15 protein-coding genes are annotated in these 16,430 nt (G+C 40.7%); all 15 read right to left on the reverse strand.

Annotated elements, in window-relative coordinates; all coding sequences use genetic code 11:
- Nucleotides 1-108 precede the first annotated feature (108 nt).
- Nucleotides 109-1,191: an aspartate-semialdehyde dehydrogenase gene (gene asd, locus R2R35_RS09620; RefSeq protein WP_317734303.1), complete on the reverse strand. Its 1,083-nt coding sequence runs from the start codon at nt 1,189-1,191 to the stop codon at nt 109-111.
- A gap of 231 nt (nt 1,192-1,422) precedes the next feature.
- Entirely contained in the window at nt 1,423-2,355 is a 933-nt protein-coding gene (gene dusB / locus R2R35_RS09625; RefSeq protein ID WP_442872289.1) for a tRNA dihydrouridine synthase DusB, read from the reverse strand.
- 96 nt (nt 2,356-2,451) lie between these two features.
- On the reverse strand, nt 2,452-3,222 hold the full coding sequence (locus tag R2R35_RS09630) for a type III pantothenate kinase (RefSeq protein WP_317734307.1): 771 nt from the start codon (nt 3,220-3,222) through the stop codon (nt 2,452-2,454).
- A 23-nt stretch (nt 3,223-3,245) separates the two neighbouring features.
- The gene (locus R2R35_RS09635; RefSeq protein WP_317734308.1) at nt 3,246-3,581 is read right to left on the reverse strand and encodes a DUF6145 family protein; all 336 of its coding nucleotides are present in this window, start codon (nt 3,579-3,581) and stop codon (nt 3,246-3,248) included.
- 50 nt (nt 3,582-3,631) lie between these two features.
- Entirely contained in the window at nt 3,632-4,453 is an 822-nt protein-coding gene (locus R2R35_RS09640) for a LiaF domain-containing protein (protein WP_317734310.1), read from the reverse strand.
- Between the two features lie 178 nt (nt 4,454-4,631).
- Nucleotides 4,632-6,866 (reverse strand): FtsX-like permease family protein, encoded by a 2,235-nt coding sequence (locus tag R2R35_RS09645; RefSeq protein WP_317734312.1) that lies wholly within the window; start codon nt 6,864-6,866, stop codon nt 4,632-4,634.
- Nucleotides 6,856-7,623 carry an ABC transporter ATP-binding protein gene (locus R2R35_RS09650; RefSeq protein WP_317734314.1) on the reverse strand — a complete coding sequence of 256 codons (768 nt, stop codon included), beginning with the start codon at nt 7,621-7,623 and terminating at the stop codon, nt 6,856-6,858. Before R2R35_RS09650 ends, R2R35_RS09645 begins: the two co-directional genes overlap by 11 nt.
- A 212-nt stretch (nt 7,624-7,835) precedes the next feature.
- Nucleotides 7,836-8,861, reverse strand: a complete 1,026-nt coding sequence (locus R2R35_RS09655) for a sensor histidine kinase (RefSeq protein WP_317734315.1) — start codon at nt 8,859-8,861, stop codon at nt 7,836-7,838.
- A 20-nt stretch (nt 8,862-8,881) separates the two neighbouring features.
- Nucleotides 8,882-9,550, reverse strand: a complete 669-nt coding sequence (locus R2R35_RS09660) for a response regulator transcription factor (RefSeq protein ID WP_317734317.1) — start codon at nt 9,548-9,550, stop codon at nt 8,882-8,884.
- A gap of 263 nt (nt 9,551-9,813) precedes the next feature.
- A complete protein-coding gene (locus tag R2R35_RS09665; RefSeq protein WP_317734318.1) occupies nt 9,814-10,866 on the reverse strand; it encodes a BMP family protein in 1,053 nt (350 codons plus the stop codon).
- A gap of 100 nt (nt 10,867-10,966) precedes the next feature.
- On the reverse strand, nt 10,967-11,905 hold the full coding sequence (locus tag R2R35_RS09670; RefSeq protein WP_317734320.1) for an ABC transporter permease: 939 nt from the start codon (nt 11,903-11,905) through the stop codon (nt 10,967-10,969).
- Nucleotides 11,905-12,969, reverse strand: a complete 1,065-nt coding sequence (locus R2R35_RS09675; protein WP_317734322.1) for an ABC transporter permease — start codon at nt 12,967-12,969, stop codon at nt 11,905-11,907. The genes R2R35_RS09670 and R2R35_RS09675 overlap by 1 nt, the downstream gene beginning before the upstream one ends.
- Nucleotides 12,970-14,514 carry an ABC transporter ATP-binding protein gene (locus R2R35_RS09680; RefSeq protein WP_317734324.1) on the reverse strand — a complete coding sequence of 515 codons (1,545 nt, stop codon included), beginning with the start codon at nt 14,512-14,514 and terminating at the stop codon, nt 12,970-12,972.
- A 555-nt stretch (nt 14,515-15,069) separates the two neighbouring features.
- Nucleotides 15,070-15,903 carry a biotin--[acetyl-CoA-carboxylase] ligase gene (locus R2R35_RS09685; RefSeq protein WP_317734326.1) on the reverse strand — a complete coding sequence of 278 codons (834 nt, stop codon included), beginning with the start codon at nt 15,901-15,903 and terminating at the stop codon, nt 15,070-15,072.
- A gap of 139 nt (nt 15,904-16,042) precedes the next feature.
- Nucleotides 16,043-16,318, reverse strand: coding sequence for a DUF6637 family protein (locus R2R35_RS09690; RefSeq protein ID WP_317734327.1), 276 nt, complete (start codon nt 16,316-16,318; stop codon nt 16,043-16,045).
- Between the last annotated feature and the right edge of the window lie 112 nt (nt 16,319-16,430).

Raw genomic sequence — 16,430 nt, forward strand, 5'->3', positions numbered from 1 at the left:
AATCTACTTTTTGACAATATGAAACAGAGCCTTAAAAAGTTGCCGATATCGTTCGCTTTAACCCCATGTGTATGGTTAAAGCAAACAGTATCGGCAACTTTTATTTGGTTATTTCGCTGTGATGTATTCTTTGGCAGCAAGGAGTTCCGCTATTAATACAGCTCCGCCGGCTGCTCCTCTTAATGTGTTATGTGAAAGTCCTACGAACTTATAATCAAATACGCTGTCTTCTCTAAGACGACCGATGGAAACACCCATCCCGCCTTCATAATCTCTGTCAAGTTTGGTCTGAGGACGATTGTCTTCCTCTAAATACTGAATAAACTGCTTGGGTGCCATAGGAAGCTCTAGTTCCTGGGGAAGACCCTTAAATTCCTTCCAGGCCTTTAAGATCTCTTCCTTTGAGGGCTTCTTCTCAAAGTTAACGAAAATTGCTGCTGTATGCCCGTCTGATACCGGAACTCTAATACATTGAGTGGTAATTAATGGTCCCTTTGCTTTTTCAAGCTTACCCTCTACAACCTTACCGAATATCTTTAAGGGTTCCTGCTCGCTCTTCTCTTCTTCACCGCCAATGTAAGGGATAACATTATCTATCATCTCAGGCCATTCATCAAAATTCTTCCCGGCACCTGATATTGCCTGGTAAGTGGTTGCTACCACTAACTTAGGACCATACTCCTTTAAAGCGTATAATGCAGGGGTGTAGCTTTGAATTGAACAATTGGGTTTTACAACGATAAAACCTCTCTTCGTTCCAAGTCTTTCTCTCTGAAAAGGAATCAGCTCCAGATGCTCTGGATTTAGTTCCGGAACCACCATCGGAACATCTGGGGTCCATCTATGAGCGCTGTTATTAGATACTACAGGAGTTTCAGTTTTTGCATAAGCTTCTTCTATGGCCTTGATCTCCTCTTTGGTCATATCAACTGCACTAAAGACAAAATCAACCTGGCTGCTTATTTCATCCACCTGATTCACATCTTTCACAATAATATGTTTAACTGCCTCCGGCATGGGAGTGCTCATCTTCCATCTGCTTCCTACAGCTTCCTCATAAGTCTTACCTGCACTTCTGGGGCTGGCTGCGATAACAGCAACTTCAAACCAGGGGTGATTTTCCAAAAGGGAAACGAAACGCTGGCCTACCATTCCGGTACCACCAAGGATACCAACTCTTAACTTACTCATACAAACCTCTTTCCGGCTCTCCACTTTACCTTATGTCGCTTGTGAATTCACCTAATCTGCCTAATACATATTTATGCGGCAGATGTGAAAGTGTGTGTTCGTGTCACGCGGACATCTGTCGCTCTAATAAATATATTACTATTAGAGTCTATAAAAATCAACTATTTTCTACTAAATATTCATTTATTGTTTAATTTGTAGAATCTTAACCTACTTTTACCCAGGTCATTGTTACTTATTATCCATCATTTCAACGGATGCCTGATAGACTAAAAGCAGTTCCTCCAGCTGAGAATACGTATCTATCAGATTGACATTCTGTCTGAATCTGGCCGCCATGGGATAACCGGTGGTATACCAGGCAACATGCTTGCGCATCTCACGGATACCAACATACTCTCCCTTATACATGACCTCGAGTTTTGCATGGCGTAACATCATATCCACAGCTTCTTTTATAGTAGGTTTTAAAGGTACTGTTTTATTCCTCAGGGCTTCCTTTATCTGCATAAATATCCATGGATTACCTTGAGCTCCTCTGGCAATCATAACACCATCGCAGCCGGTTTCTTCCTGAATCCTTACCGCATCTTCATAAGTAACCACATCCCCGTTTCCGATAACCGGTATGGAGACCGCTTCCTTAACCTGTCTTATAATCTCCCAGTCAGCTTTGCCGCTGTAGTACTGTTCTCTGGTTCTACCGTGAACGGCAATCGCTGCCGCACCGTTTGCCTCAGCAATTCTGGCAACCTCTACAGCATTTACTTCTGCTTCGTTAAAACCTCTGCGTATTTTAATCGTCAAAGGTTTTGAGATGGCCCTAGATACTGCCGAAACAATCTCTCCAATAAGTTTGGGTTCCTTCATAAGCGCAGAACCTTCGCCGTTATTTACTACCTTAGGTACCGGACAGCCCATATTGATATCCAGAATATCAAAATTCCTGTGTTCGATCTTTTTGGCAGTTTCGCTCAAGATAACCGGGTCTCTGCCAAAAAGCTGCAAAGACACTGGTCTTTCCTCCTCCTTAACCAATAGGAGCTCTTCTGTATTTTTATTATTATATTGTATTCCTTTTGCGCTGACCATCTCCGTGTAGATTAAGTCAGCTCCCTGTTCCTTACATAACAGACGAAAGGGTAAATCCGTCACTCCGGCCATTGGCCCAAGTACCAGATTCCCCTCTGTATTTATATTGCCTATCTGCAAAATGAATTCCTCTTTCTAATAAGTCTTACACTAAGTTAAAGACTGCTTCTATTTCTTGTTTTTGTTGTAAATAACACGAAGACCTTTTAAGGTTAGAAGCTGGTCATATATCTGAATAACATCCGTGGAATCGGCTATTATTTTACCCAAGCCTCCCGTTGCGATAACTTTAACATTTTGAATTTTTGACTCTTCTATGATCTTGCGAACAATATATTCCGTTTGTCCGATATAACCGTACACCAGTCCTGCCTGCATGCTTGAGATTGTCTCGTTTGCAAGGATGGAATCAGGCTTTTTAATCTCTATTTCCGGAAGCTTTGCAGTCTCATTCCATAAAGCATCTGCACAGATCTTGATTCCGGGGCTGGTTATCCCTGCAATGAATTCACCTTTGGCACCAATCAAATCATAGGTAGTGGCAGTGCCGAAGTCAATAACAATAAGAGGACCTCCATAAATATCATACGCAGCCACAGCGTCTACTACACGATCAGCTCCCAGCTCCTTGGGATTTGCCATATTAATCATAAGTCCGGTCTTGGTTCCGATACCGACTTCCATGGGTTTGATATTTAAATACTTCATAATTCCATTTTTAAAGGAATGCATGATTCCAGGAACAACACTGGCAACAATAACAGCCTCTATATCTTTCGGTTCAATCCCTCTGTTTTTAAGCAATCCGCACATGGTAAATCCATATTCGTCTGAGGTACGCTGGAGCTTTGTGGTCATACGAAAGCTGGCTACAAGCTCTTCTTCTTTAAATACACCAAAGGTGATATTGGTATTTCCTACATCTATTACTAATAACATTTTTTCCTCCGTTTCTGTCTCCCTTAATCCGGCATGTCTTCTCCAAGGAAGAATACTCTGTAAAATAACTCAAGGGATTCCAGAAGTTCTTCTTTGCTTCTTTGTAATTCCTTGATTTTTAAAACACTTCCGATTTCATCATAAAGGAGGTCTCCTTCATCACTGCTTACCTGAAAGAGCAGGTTTCCCTCTTCGTCATATTCCAAGGTTAGTACTCCGCCTACATCTTCCGTAAAAAGTACGCACATAATCTTAAGCTCTTCTTTTATGCTGTCCGGCAATCCATTAAAATCCTCATTTAAATAATATTTCTGTTCATATGAGCTGCTTGCACATAGAACCACATTTTCCTGGTACATAAAACCTCTCTTTCGGATATAAAGTTCGCGATAAGCCCGCCTGGTATATTCTAACGTATTTCTATGCCTCCCATAAAGCATGTCCCACGAATATATACCGTAACATTACTATCCTTCTTATTATAATTTCCGTCTATCTTACTCTCCACCCCTCCCATAATAGGGGTGCAGCTTACTGACACAATTACATTTGAAGGCAGAAATATGGTTATCCCCCCCATGATACAGCTGACATCTATCACAATGTCCCTTGTTATAACTGCATTCCTTAAATCCAGCTCAATACCGCCTGCCAGGACTATTAACTCTGCTCCGGTAAACTCCTCTGTAAATATAACGTTTTGTGAGGAAAGAATACTGCTATAATGTTCTTTGCCGGCAACTTTATTTATGGTCTGTCTGAATTCCTCGTCTTGCTTTAAGTTATTCGTTTTACCATTCCCATAATCATAACTTCTATAACCTGTTTCATTTTTATAGCCGTCCTGGTTGATATCCTTCTCATAACCATCACGACTGAAGCTGTCCTCCTTATTACCTTGTTCTGCCTCATGTTCATAATTTGTTTGAGAAAATCCACCTTCATAACCGCTTTGCCTGAATTCACCTTCATAGCTGTCTTCTTTCGAGAAACTCCCGCTCTCATTCTCTTTTGAAGAATAACCTGTATTGCCTGCAGTTCCCTCTCCATCCGTCTTCTCTTGATTTGCATTCTTAAATAGAATCGATACGCCAATCAAAACTAAGATTGACGCAAAGAGAAGTCCGGAAAAGGTTCTGCTCTCAATCAAGCCGGTACTGGTACAAATCCAGAGAAGCCCCATTACTACAAGAAAGGTGCCCCATAAAATTTTTGTTACATCCTTTTTCATGTACAAAACCCCTTTACCTTATGAACCTGGTATTTAAATACAAAGTTCTTCTCTTAATAATATAAAAAAAAGGACAATAATTCAAGGGCAACTTATAAAAGTATTGACCGCAAAAAAGGGAGTGCTGCAACACTCCCACTGATTTTACTGTCAAATTTTTGCCAGGGTTTGATACACTCTAGTCAGCCTCAATGTTCTTCTTGAACAAAATCCAGGTACTGATAAAATAACACCCAAGCAATACAAGGATTATTAACAGCATTTCCGTTAATGATTCAAGGAAATCCTTTCTCCCAATTAAGGTCTCAATGATCAGATTCATCCATTTAATATAGAAGTTGCCAGTTATCAGCGCACTGATACCTGCTGTAAAGATAGGAAGTCCAAACCACAACCCCATCTGCCAGCAAATAATCCGATTAATGGAACGCTCTTCTACCCCTAACTTTTTGATAATTTGAAATCTCTGCTTAAATTCAGAGGAATCCGCCAGCTGTTGCAGTGACAGCACGGCAAAGCTGATTACAAACAATACAATTCCTCCATAGAATAACAGCAGTTTAAAAACCAGAGCTCCGGATATCCCTTCATTTCTTTGCAGCGTGCGCAGGCGAAGAGCTGTGGCATATTGCTCCTTTTCCTCCTGGCTGTTAATTATACTTTTCAACTCACTATTAACCTTTTGCGCAGCCTCAAAAGATAGTTTTTCTTGAGTCATCGCATAATAATTACTCTTTCCGAGAAGCAGCCCTTCACAGATATCATCAGGCACAATAATAACCCTGCCGTTATAATAAGGATAGATTACCTCACCAAGCCTGGCCCGGTGTCTCATCTCATCTGCCTGACTGAGGACTTTTTTATTTATCGTAATAGTTTCATTCTTTTCCAGGAATTTTTTGACTTCCTCTTCCACAACGCTGTACTGCCACTGCATAGTGAATTCTGTATCCTTTAAGTCGATTGTCTTAAGACCTGCCATAGTAAGGAGTTTATTATACTGAGATAAAGGCATTACCATATCCGGTTGCTCCATATTCATATTACCTGCTTTAAAATCTTCCCGTTTTATATAAAAGAAGTCCGCCTTACAGAAACTCTTTCGTTCTATCTCCTGCTCTTTAAAATAGTTGTCCGCATAAGAAAAATCCCCTTTTGGAAGAGTTTCATAGGTAGTATGTGAGTTAGCCTCTGTACTGATCTGTATGTCAAATACAGCTCTTTCCTTAAGATACCCCAGTGCCCATCCCGATAGAATGGGATCAATAATAAAAGTGGTAACAGCCAGCAAAATAGCTGCAGCCAATATAGACATGGTACGAAAATTAGAGGATAACCTTGCATTTAACTGACCTGTTATAAAAAGGATATTTCCTCTGTATTTAAGCTTTTTGGATTTCTCTTTAAATACCTGCATAAGAGCTGACAGGGCATAGAAAACGGTAAAGAGAAGGAATACAAGATACACCATAACAAAAACATAAGCCCTGTTCGTGGTACTGCTGTCAAAGGCCGGATGCCCTGCTACAATAAGCAGATTACAGATAACCAAAAGAGCCGCCAGTCCCGTTAGTAATATAACCGGCTTCTTAAGCGATAATAGTCTTCTCTTACTCACACATGCCATAAGAAAGGCAAGCACTGTGATTACAAACAAGGCAGGAAGCAGCAGATTAGCATAAAACAGAAGTATATCAGGTGGTGCCATTGCCCCGCCTGTTATTGCTTCTTTATATTTTCTGTGTAAATCCACTATATCAATGACTCTCTGCAGGGAGGCAGCACCACCAATCAGAATAAGTACGGGCATCAGATAGTCCTTCTTCAGATCATTCTGCAATTCCTTCTCAGCCCGTAGCATATCTATAATCTTTAATTTTTTGATCTTCCATATATTCAGTCCTCCTATTAATAAAAAGGTGCTTAAAAATCCTATAACCGTTATCGTGAATGTATCCAGGTACAGTGAAAAATGTAAGCGGTATTCTTCTTCAAAAAAATTCATGATATGCATCGTTAAAACCTGAGAAAAAAATACCCCCAGCAGAATGCCAATTACAATAGATATCAGTCCCATCATGAGGGTTTCAGCAAAAAAGAGAAGAGCCGTATGCTTTTGTTCCATACCCAGAAGTGTCTGTATGGCAAATTCCTTTTGTTTTCTTCGAAGCATATAGTTATTTACATATTGAATTAGAAATATCAGCAGTCCAGTAATGCCTATAACCGGAACGCGCATATACTGCTGAAGCATTTCAAGGTTATATTCTACGGGCAGAGAACTTACATAATAACTGCTGCATACCGATAAAAAAGCATAGAACAAACCTACACAGATTGTTAATGTAAGTATATATATGATATAATCCTTCACGGATTTTTTTGCATTGCGTATGGCGAGTTTACCGTACATCCCGTAAATCACCTCCAAGCAGTGTCATAACGTCCAGTATCTCACCAAAGAACTGTTTTCTGGTCTTATCTCCTCGGTTAATCTCATTAAATATTCTTCCGTCCTTTAGAAACAGTATTCTTTTCGCGTAACTGGCAGAGAACGCATCATGAGTTACCATAAGTATAGTTGCCTTAAGCTCTTCATTCATACTGATCAGTGTTTCCATAAGCAGCTGTGCTGATTTAGAGTCCAGGGCACCTGTAGGCTCATCAGCCAAGAGCAGTTTGGGCTTATTCACCACGGCTCTTGCACAGGCACATCTTTGTTTTTGCCCGCCTGATACCTCAGAAGGATATTTCCTCAAGATGTCTCCGATTCCAAGCTTATCAGCTATCTCCTGTACTTTGGCGGCTATTTCAGCTGTTGGTACCCTGTTAATGGTCAGTGCATATGCAATATTCTCTTCCAGGGTAAGCGTATCCAGAAGATTGAATTCCTGAAAGACAAAGCCCAGATTCTTTCTCCTGAATTCTGCCAGCTTTTTGTCAGCAATTTCAGTGATATCGGTTTCCTCCAAAAAAATGTGTCCGGCACTAACGGTATCAATGGTTGAAATGACATTTAAAAGTGTAGTCTTGCCGGAACCGGAAGCCCCCATAACACCAATAAATTCTCCTTCTCCAACAGAAAAGCTGATATCATCAATAGCTTTGGTTACATTGGATTTGTTGCCGTAATATTTCTCAATATTCTTTATTGTAAGTAGTTCTTTCATTTCCGCTCCTTTTGTATTGCTCAGTATCGTAAGCCTTAAGGTTATTTACATTATCCTTTATTTAGGAGGTAAAATATATAGAAATAACTTACTTACTTCTTACAATTTTGTAAGAAGTAAGTAAGTTATTTCAGAAGTACAGTAGCTTTCCAGTCATACCCTCATACAGGCTTTCTGGATCTTTGGTTTTAAGCCGGCATAGTCCTGTCCATTTACTGCTTATACAAGGCAGCGTGCATTAGCCTGCCAGTAGAAAATACCATACGAATAGTAGTTCCGTTGTTCTTTTCAGATTCTGCTTCTATTCCTATATCCAGCTTATCACAGAGCTTTTTACACAAATACAATCCCATTCCGGTAGACTTCTCCGTCTCATGCCCATTTTTTCCGGTAAAACCTTTCTCAAAGATTCGCGGCAGATCCTCCCTTGCTATCCCCACTCCATTGTCGGTAATCTGGAGTGTTGTTTTGCTCCCCTTAACCTCCGTTTTAAATGCAATACTGTCAGCACCGTATTTCACTGAGTTTACGATACACTGATCTAATATAAATACAATCCATTTACTGTCAGTAAAGACACTCTGGTCACATGAAAGATTTATCTGTACCTTTTTCTCCAATAAGAGATGTTTATTGTTTTGTAAAGCTTTCTTTACCACATCTTCCAGACTTACCTCTCTGATCAGGTAGTCCTTCTCCACATTGTTGCTTCTTGCAAAATATAGTACCTGATCCACAAATCGATTAGCACGTTCAAGTTCCTGCTTAATTTTTCTTGTTTCTTCTGTGGGGCTATTTTCACATATCAGTTTTATTGCAGAGATAGGTGTCTTTACTTCATGGACCCACTGCTCAATATATTCCGTATAATTGCTGCTTTCGTGTCGGATACGTGCTATCTCCTCAAGCATTGCTCTATTACTTATCCGTAATACCTTCTGCCACAGGATATCCTCCTGCCTGCGGGGTTTTAACAGGATATCGGAAATAAGGTATTTCTGATCCAGCTCATCAAGGCTTAAAAATAGTATATTATAGTAGTGTTTTCTTATGTGATAATCTATTAGATAATAAAAGAAAACACCAAAACCCCAGCCGCTTAACAGAAGCAATGCAGTATCAGATGAATCCCTTTCCTTCCCAAGAAACATAGAAAATGCTATTGCTCCCAGTATCTGCAGAACTAGGGGTATGCTTTTGTCCTTTATATAATCCGCTAATTTCAAGCTGATAACCATACCTTTCTAATAACTTTTTTCTACTCAATATAATAACCTTGTCTGTGTTTTGTCTCAATGAAATCAAACACCTTGATTTCCTCCAGTTTCTTACGGATACGAGTCATGTTAACACTTAAGGTATTATCATCCACAAATAACTCATTGTCCCAGAGATAATCTATCATATCAGCTCTTGAAACAATTTTTCCTGCATGGCGAAAGAGATATGCCAGAATTCTTGTTTCACTTTTCGTAAAGTCTATGGTATTACCTGCATGTGTTACTTTACCATTTTCCATATTTAGCATAATTCCTTTATGCTCAAGACGCATCTGATTCTCATCTTTGTATACTCTTTTTAACAGCAGCGCTATCCTTGTCAGTAATATAGAAATGTTGTACGGTTTGGTGATATAATCGTCCCCACCCATCATTAGGCTCTGCAGCTCGTCCATATCCGAATCGCGGCTGGTCACAAAAATAATAGGAAGATTTGAAAAGGAACGCAGCTTCATACACACCTGATGTCCGTCTTCTTTCGGCAGATTAATATCCAACAATACAATATGGGGCTGCAGTTCCTTAATCTGCTCCGTTATCCCATTAAATTCCAGGACATCACAAACTTCATAGCCATTATTGGTCAGCAGCAGATGCAGTTCGCTGCGTATCATCCTGTCATCTTCTACTACTGCTATCCTATACATGCGTTTCCTCCTGACTTTATTAACCTTTATCTCTATTGTAGCAAAAGCAGTTAAATTTATCCACCTAAATTAGAACCAGACACCACATTTGCTCCCGCTTCCCAGTAGATCTTTCACGGGCTCTCCTAACAGGTTCTGCAGTTATGGTTCTGCCGTTTACAAAAAGACTGCAGCCAGAATATATATCCGGCTGCAGTCTTTTTTCATAATTAGAAGGTTATAAAATCTATCAAATTATAGTGGTAAGCTTGTGGGAAGGGGAATTATTTAATAAAGGAACCATCTTTGATCTGTTCGATGTATTCAAGATATTTTGTCTTAATATCATCGGTTACCTTATCACTGAAAGTTCCGACACTTAAACTGCCGTTTGAAAGGTTGCCATAAATGGTCTTATTTCCGTAGGTACCATTTTTTAAGTCTTCCATACAGAGTTTTAACATAGTTGCATTATCAGTAACTACACTTCCAATAACTACTTCAGACTTCTGCGTTGCAAGAATGTCACTGGGCTGTCCGATATCAAATCTGTCAGTGTAGTTCGCAAGTGCTTCACGGGCACCGGAGTCTACTGCACTGGCATCACCAAACATAACATCTACATCATTCATGCTGACCATGGAATCAGCAATCTCCTTACCCTTTGCAGAATCGGAGAAAGAACCTGCATAAGCAGAGAATACTTCCACAGCAGGATTAACTGCTTTTGCTCCGGCTTCGTAATTAGCCAACTTGGCTTTTGTTGTATCAAGTTCCATACCACCAATAAAACCCAGTTTTCCAGTCTTTGTCATAAGTCCTGCAAGTGCTCCTGCCATATAACCGATCTGTTGTGCATCAGGAAGGATGGAAACGATATTCTCTGTCTCTACTGTTCCGTTTAATAAAGCAAATTTAACATCGGGATAATCCGCCGCAACTTCTTTTACAGCATCTGTATACTGATTACCGGGTGCAAAGATTAAATCAATTCCAAGATCGCAGTAGCTTCTGATACTGGAAGTAAAATCTGCTGTTGTAAGGCCGTCTGTATAAAGTGTTTCAAAACCGCTGTCTTCTGCCGCTGAAACCATTGCGTTATAACAGGCTGCACCCCAGCCGCCATCTGAGATGGATGAATCCAGTATCATGGCTACCTTATAAGTCTTGTCAGCAGCCGGAGTTGTTTCTGAACCGGAAGTTTCCGTACTTCCTTCAGCAGCTGCTGTAGGGGTTGCAGTATTACTAGAGGTGTTGGTGTTTGCCTTGGAGCCGCAGCCTGCAAGACTTGCGACCATAGCTACAGTCATGGCGATAGCTAATAATTTTTTTCTCATAATGATTTCCTCCTGGTTTTGTAAAAGTAGGTTGTAAAAGGTATATAATTCAGGAAGCCTTGGGGATTAACCTCCTGTAATTAACCAAAACGACTGCAAATTAACGCTCTTCTCTGAAATAAGGCTTTCCGTTAGCCTTCGGGCCAGCTTTCTTGATACCAAAGAAAGCAAGTACAAAGAGGGTACAGATATAAGGAATCATCGCCAGAAGCTGATATGGCGTTTGGGAGCTTAATACCTGAAGACGCAGCTGAAGGGCATCGGTAAATCCAAAAAGCAGTGCAGCGATTAATACACCGCCTGGCATCCACCTGCCGAAGATAACTGCTGAAAGGGCAATAAAGCCACGTCCGGATACTACTCCATCAGTATACGTACTGATATAACAGGTGGTCAGATAGGCTCCGCCTACCCCCGCTAAAGCACCGCAGATGATACAGGCAAGGTACTTTTGCTTTACTACATTAATACCCAGTGATTCTGCTGCTTTGGGATATTCACCAACAGCTCTGAAGTTAAGTCCTGCCTTGGTCTTCTGAAAGAAAATATAAGACAGTGGTACCAACAGATAGGCAATGTAAACGATAATTGTATGCTTAAAGAATACCGGACCGATTAAAGGTATCTTGCTTAAGAATGGTATAGGCATGGGTGTCATTAAGGTCGCCTGAGCCAGGGTCGAGGATATGCCGAAGTAAACCTTATAGATAAAAGAGGCAATTGCCGGAGCAAAGATATTTATAGCCATACCATAAACAATCTGTTCTGCCCCCAAGGTAATGGTACAAAAAGCGTATACCATATTTATAAGGATTCCTCCTGCTGCTCCAGCTAATAAACCCAGATAGGGGTTTCCTGTTATGTAGCAGACCATAAAACCAGCCAGGGCACCAAAAGCCATGATACCATCCAGTCCGATATTAACCTGTCCGGCTCTTTCCGAATAAAGCTCTGCCAGCGCAACGATTAAAATGGGGGTTGCCATACGAACAGTGGACAGGAGCAGCTCCTGTAGAAAGGTCATATTTAAAAAATCCATTATGCTTTACCCTCCTGTGCTTTTTTAGACAGCATGTTGGTAAGTACCTGCCTGATCTTTGGCAGGTTGGTTAAGGCACTGCCGGCTACGGCAAAGACAATAATCAACGCCTGTATAATATCAATAACAGAGGTAGGCATTCCGCTTCCTGCCTGCATGGTAGTTGCTCCTGTGCGCAATACCGCAAAGAGATACGCTACCAGAACTGTCCCGATTGGGTTAAGCTGGCCGATCAAAGCTATCGCTACTCCATCAAAACCATACCCGTCACCAAATCCAGCCATCAGCCTGAACTGTGTCCCATGAAGTTCAACACTTCCGCCTAGTCCGGCTATCGCTCCGGAGATAACAAAGGATACCAGCATAAATTTCTTAACGGAATAACCATTATAACGGGCTGCTGTCTGATTTAACCCTACCGCTCTAAGCTTAAATCCAGCTGCCGTATGGAACAGAAAATAATATAGGAAAAGTGCTAATACAATGGCAAAGATAATTCCTGCATGAAGCCTTGTTCCCTCCATAATCCTTGGAAGCTTAACTGGAACAGCCGCTGTCTGAGGAACACTTCCATCCCTTAAAGGACTGGAGTAGAGATACCCCATAAACAGGATGGCAATATAATTCAGCATAATGCTTACAATCATTTCATTTAAGCCTCTGGAAATTTTTAAGATACCGGGAATGCAGCCCCATAAACCGCCGGCTAAGATACCTGCCAACAGACTGATAATCAGCAAAGGTATACCGGATATTCCAGTCAGTGATGTGGATACCCAGATGCTGGCAACCGCTCCCATTGCAAACTGCCCTTCTGCACCTAGATTGAATACTCCGCACTTATAGGCAAAGGTTGCCGCAAGCCCCGTAAAGATCAATGGTACAGACTTAACAATGGTCTCTCCGAAATTGGCTTTTGTACCAAAAGCTCCTTTTAACAAAAAAGAGAAGGCTTCTCCCGGATTTCCTCCAATTCCAGCAATTAGTATGGCACCCGCAAGAAAGGAAATCAGTATAGATACCAGTGGTACCAGTATCTGTATCAGAAGTCGTTTTATTTTCATTTATACTGCCTCCTTCTTCGTAATCTCTTTTCCGGACATTGCAAGAGATATTTCATTAATAGGCGGATTCTCTCCCGGATAGACACCCGCTATCCTGCCTTCATACATCACTGCTATGCGGTCAGAAAGTTTTAGCACTTCATCAAAATCAGCACTGATAAGTAGGATTGCACAGCCTTTGTCTCTTGCTGCTATCATCAGATCATGGACATATCTCGTAGCTCCGATATCAAGGCCTCTGGTAGGATGTACGGCTATCAAAAGATCCGGCTTTTCTTCCAGTTCTCTGGCAAGCACTACTTTCTGCTGGTTACCACCTGAGAGATTTCGAATTTCCTGCTCTATGGTTGCGCATCGGATATCATATTTTTCTTTCATTTCATTGGCATATTCAGTAATAGCCTTGCGTTTTAGAAACAAGCCCTTTAATACGGATATCTTCTCTTTGTAGAGGCTTTTCATTATCAGGTTTTCTTTCACGCTCATGTTTCCTACAAGCCCCATTTTATTTCTATCTTCCGGTACATGGGACACATTCGCTTTAATAAAGTCTCCCGGTATAAACCGTGCCACTTTCCGTTCATTTACTGCAACACTACCTTCCTGAGGACAGAGTACCCCCGTGACCAACTGGGCCAGCTGGGATTGACCGTTACCGTCAACACCTGCAATGCCAAGTATTTCTCCCTTGTTGATATTTAAGGAGATTTCGCAGACACCGTTATGCTTGGATTCCTTATGATAGCTTACATTATCAAGTTCCAATACCTTCTCAGCCTTTCCTTTGACCTTCTTGTAGACGTTATTCACCAGCTCTTTTCCTATCATGAGGGTTGCAAGTTCTGTTTCGTTGGTGTTTTCCTTTTTAAGACTCTTAATGGTCTGGCCGGTACGGAGAATGGTTATACGGCTGCTGATTTCAAGTACCTCTCTCATCTTATGGGATATAAAGATAACGGATTTTTTCTCAGCGGTTAACTTTCTGATAATTTTAAAAAGTCCTTCTACTTCAATATCCGTGAGTGCTGCTGTTGGCTCATCCAGGATCAGGAGCTCTGCACCTCGGTATAAAGCCTTAAGTATTTCTACACGCTGCTGTGCACCAACAGATATTTCCGTTACCGGCTTATCAATCTCGATATCCAATCCGTAACGGTCTGCCAGTTCAAGAATCTCCTTGCGAAGGACTTCTTTCCTGATGAACATTGATTTATCCTTTGTAATCCCAAGAATAATGTTCTCAAATACCGTAAGGGCTTCCACTAGCATAAAATGCTGATGTACCATTCCAATCCCAAGCTTTACTGCTCTGGAGGGTGTATCAATTTTAACTTTGGCACCCTTAAGATATATTTCACCGCCTGTTGGCTGATACAGACCTGTAAGAATATTCATCAGAGTACTTTTTCCAGCTCCGTTCTCACCAAGAAGTGTATGTACTTCTCCTTCCAGCACCGTAAAGTTTATATCCTTATTGGCATATACCTCTCCGAACTTTTTTGTTATGTTTTCCATCTTGAGATACTCGCTCATTATAATAACCATGCCTTTCTCATAACCTGCAAACATTAGAATGCCGCAAATATTAATTCACACTAATACCATTCATGGATACCAGATTAACAATAAGTCAATTACAAAACAAAAAGTCTGGCTTGCCAGACTCCAGCACTGACGCGTTGTCACCAGAATGACCAAACCCAAATGCGTCATATGCCTCCACCCAGCAGGGCTTTATGCAATGGAACATAACTTCCTAATACATAAAAAAAAGTGCAGATACATCCAGAAGGATTTATCTACACTATTGTATACCTGATTTATTACTATTCATTTTGTCTCACTTAAAGTCAGCAGTAATTTGATAGTTACTATATCATTATTTGATTGAACAGTCAATACTTTTTTTCACCAAAGAATATTCGAATATTTATGCAGAAAACCTTTTAATAATTGATTTTCATTCTCAATTCAATCCACCTGCAAGACTCTTATCTCTTATCTTAACTCTTATCTTAACTCTTATCTCTTATCTTAAATCTTAAATCTTATCTCTTATCTTATCTCTTTACTTAACGCTTATCTTCTTGGGTATCAGCCTTAAACATACCCATGAAGTCCCCTGACCGATACTTCACCGGAGATGATTTCTCTGATTTCTTCTTTACTCTCTACCAAAAGAGCCCCTTGTGCATTAATTCCCAGAGCCGTTCCGGTATATTCCCCGTCTTTTTCCAGTACCTTTACCTGCTTTCCTCTGTTAACCAGATACTCTTCATATTCCGCTTTCAGCTCAGTTAAATCTCTTCTATTAAGGAACTGCTGGTAATATTCCTCCAAGCAGTTTAATATCCTGCCTATCAATAGATTCCTGTTAATCTTACTGCCTTTTTCCAGAGCAAGTGAAGTTGCACTGTCCCTTAAATCCTCCGGAAATTCCATTCGGTTGGCATTTATGCCTATTCCAATTACAATATCCGGTGTTCCCTGGGATAAGCCTGCCATTTCCGTCAGGATACCGCAGACTTTTTTACCATCTATAATAATATCATTGGGCCATTTAATGAAGGAGGAAAGCCCAGTCTGCTGCCTTATGGCACTATTGACTGCAAGAGCTGCAATAATTGTAAGCATGGGGCAGATTTGTGCCGGCAGCTTCGGCTGCAGAGCAAGGGACATCCATATACCGCCTTCATGAGGTGAACTCCAGTCTCTTCCGAGTCTTCCTCTTCCTTTGGTCTGCTCCTCTGCCAAAATGAGTGTCCCATGAAGCTTATTCGCTTCTCCCCTATGCTCTGCCAATAACCTCTTGGCTTCCGTATTGGTTGAGTCTATCTGGTCATGGTAATATATCTTGCTGCCAAATGACTTTCCAGACAATACACCTTTCATCTCCTCTAAGTTCAATTTACCGGTTTCATTCATATATTTCATTGATTTCCTTTTCTGTTTAAATAATATCATTCCCTGCTTCGGTGTAATCAGGTATATCTGTTAGTATTTTATTGATTTCTCATTTATGGCAATAGCGCTTTTAAGCCACCTCTGTAAGCCTAAATACTGAACGGTTTCTTTATATCATGGCCAAAAAAGAAGCTGCTACAAAATATATGATAACTCCTACCGCAAAAAAACCGATACTGTTTTTCTTATTGCTACTCTTTAAACGCTTCACTCCGTTTAATATATTTATGGTACCTGCCAAAAAGAGAACAACTGACATAAGCAGGATGTTATCCTGATCCATAAAATAGAATACTGCTAAAATGATTATTACGCACCCTATTGCAACATTTATAATATCCAGTGCTAGTTTCTGTTCCTTAATTACTGTTATCAGTTTATTCATACTACCGTTCCCATCTGCGTGTTTGGTACGCTTATATAATCAGGGGAAGTGCCAGTGCTCTTAGTTCCTCCCCTGCTGAGAGATGCCGCTTTCAGGCATCAAATCTATCCTT

Origin of the sequence: Anaerocolumna sp. AGMB13020, assembly GCF_033100115.1 — a bacterium.
Classification (GTDB): Bacteria; Bacillota; Clostridia; order Lachnospirales; family Lachnospiraceae; genus Anaerocolumna.

Bases quoted from the DNA above. Each gene is read 5' to 3' on its own strand.
- R2R35_RS09645 (WP_317734312.1), bottom strand. From the start codon at position 6,866: ATGTACGGTAAACTCGCCATACGCAATGCAAAAAAATCCGTGAAGGAT.
- R2R35_RS09660 (WP_317734317.1), bottom strand. From the start codon at position 9,550: ATGTATAGGATAGCAGTAGTAGAAGATGACAGGATGATACGCAGCGAA.
- R2R35_RS09685 (WP_317734326.1), bottom strand. From the start codon at position 15,903: ATGAAATATATGAATGAAACCGGTAAATTGAACTTAGAGGAGATGAAA.
- R2R35_RS09680 (WP_317734324.1), bottom strand. From the start codon at position 14,514: ATGGTTATTATAATGAGCGAGTATCTCAAGATGGAAAACATAACAAAA.
- dusB (WP_442872289.1), bottom strand. From the start codon at position 2,355: ATGGCCGGAGTGACGGATTTACCCTTTCGTCTGTTATGTAAGGAACAG.
- R2R35_RS09635 (WP_317734308.1), bottom strand. From the start codon at position 3,581: ATGTACCAGGAAAATGTGGTTCTATGTGCAAGCAGCTCATATGAACAG.
- R2R35_RS09650 (WP_317734314.1), bottom strand. From the start codon at position 7,623: ATGAAAGAACTACTTACAATAAAGAATATTGAGAAATATTACGGCAAC.
- R2R35_RS09655 (WP_317734315.1), bottom strand. From the start codon at position 8,861: ATGGTTATCAGCTTGAAATTAGCGGATTATATAAAGGACAAAAGCATA.
- R2R35_RS09670 (WP_317734320.1), bottom strand. From the start codon at position 11,905: ATGGATTTTTTAAATATGACCTTTCTACAGGAGCTGCTCCTGTCCACT.
- R2R35_RS09675 (WP_317734322.1), bottom strand. From the start codon at position 12,969: ATGAAAATAAAACGACTTCTGATACAGATACTGGTACCACTGGTATCT.
- asd (WP_317734303.1), bottom strand. From the start codon at position 1,191: ATGAGTAAGTTAAGAGTTGGTATCCTTGGTGGTACCGGAATGGTAGGC.
- R2R35_RS09640 (WP_317734310.1), bottom strand. From the start codon at position 4,453: ATGAAAAAGGATGTAACAAAAATTTTATGGGGCACCTTTCTTGTAGTA.
- R2R35_RS09690 (WP_317734327.1), bottom strand. From the start codon at position 16,318: ATGAATAAACTGATAACAGTAATTAAGGAACAGAAACTAGCACTGGAT.
- R2R35_RS09665 (WP_317734318.1), bottom strand. From the start codon at position 10,866: ATGAGAAAAAAATTATTAGCTATCGCCATGACTGTAGCTATGGTCGCA.
- R2R35_RS09630 (WP_317734307.1), bottom strand. From the start codon at position 3,222: ATGTTATTAGTAATAGATGTAGGAAATACCAATATCACCTTTGGTGTA.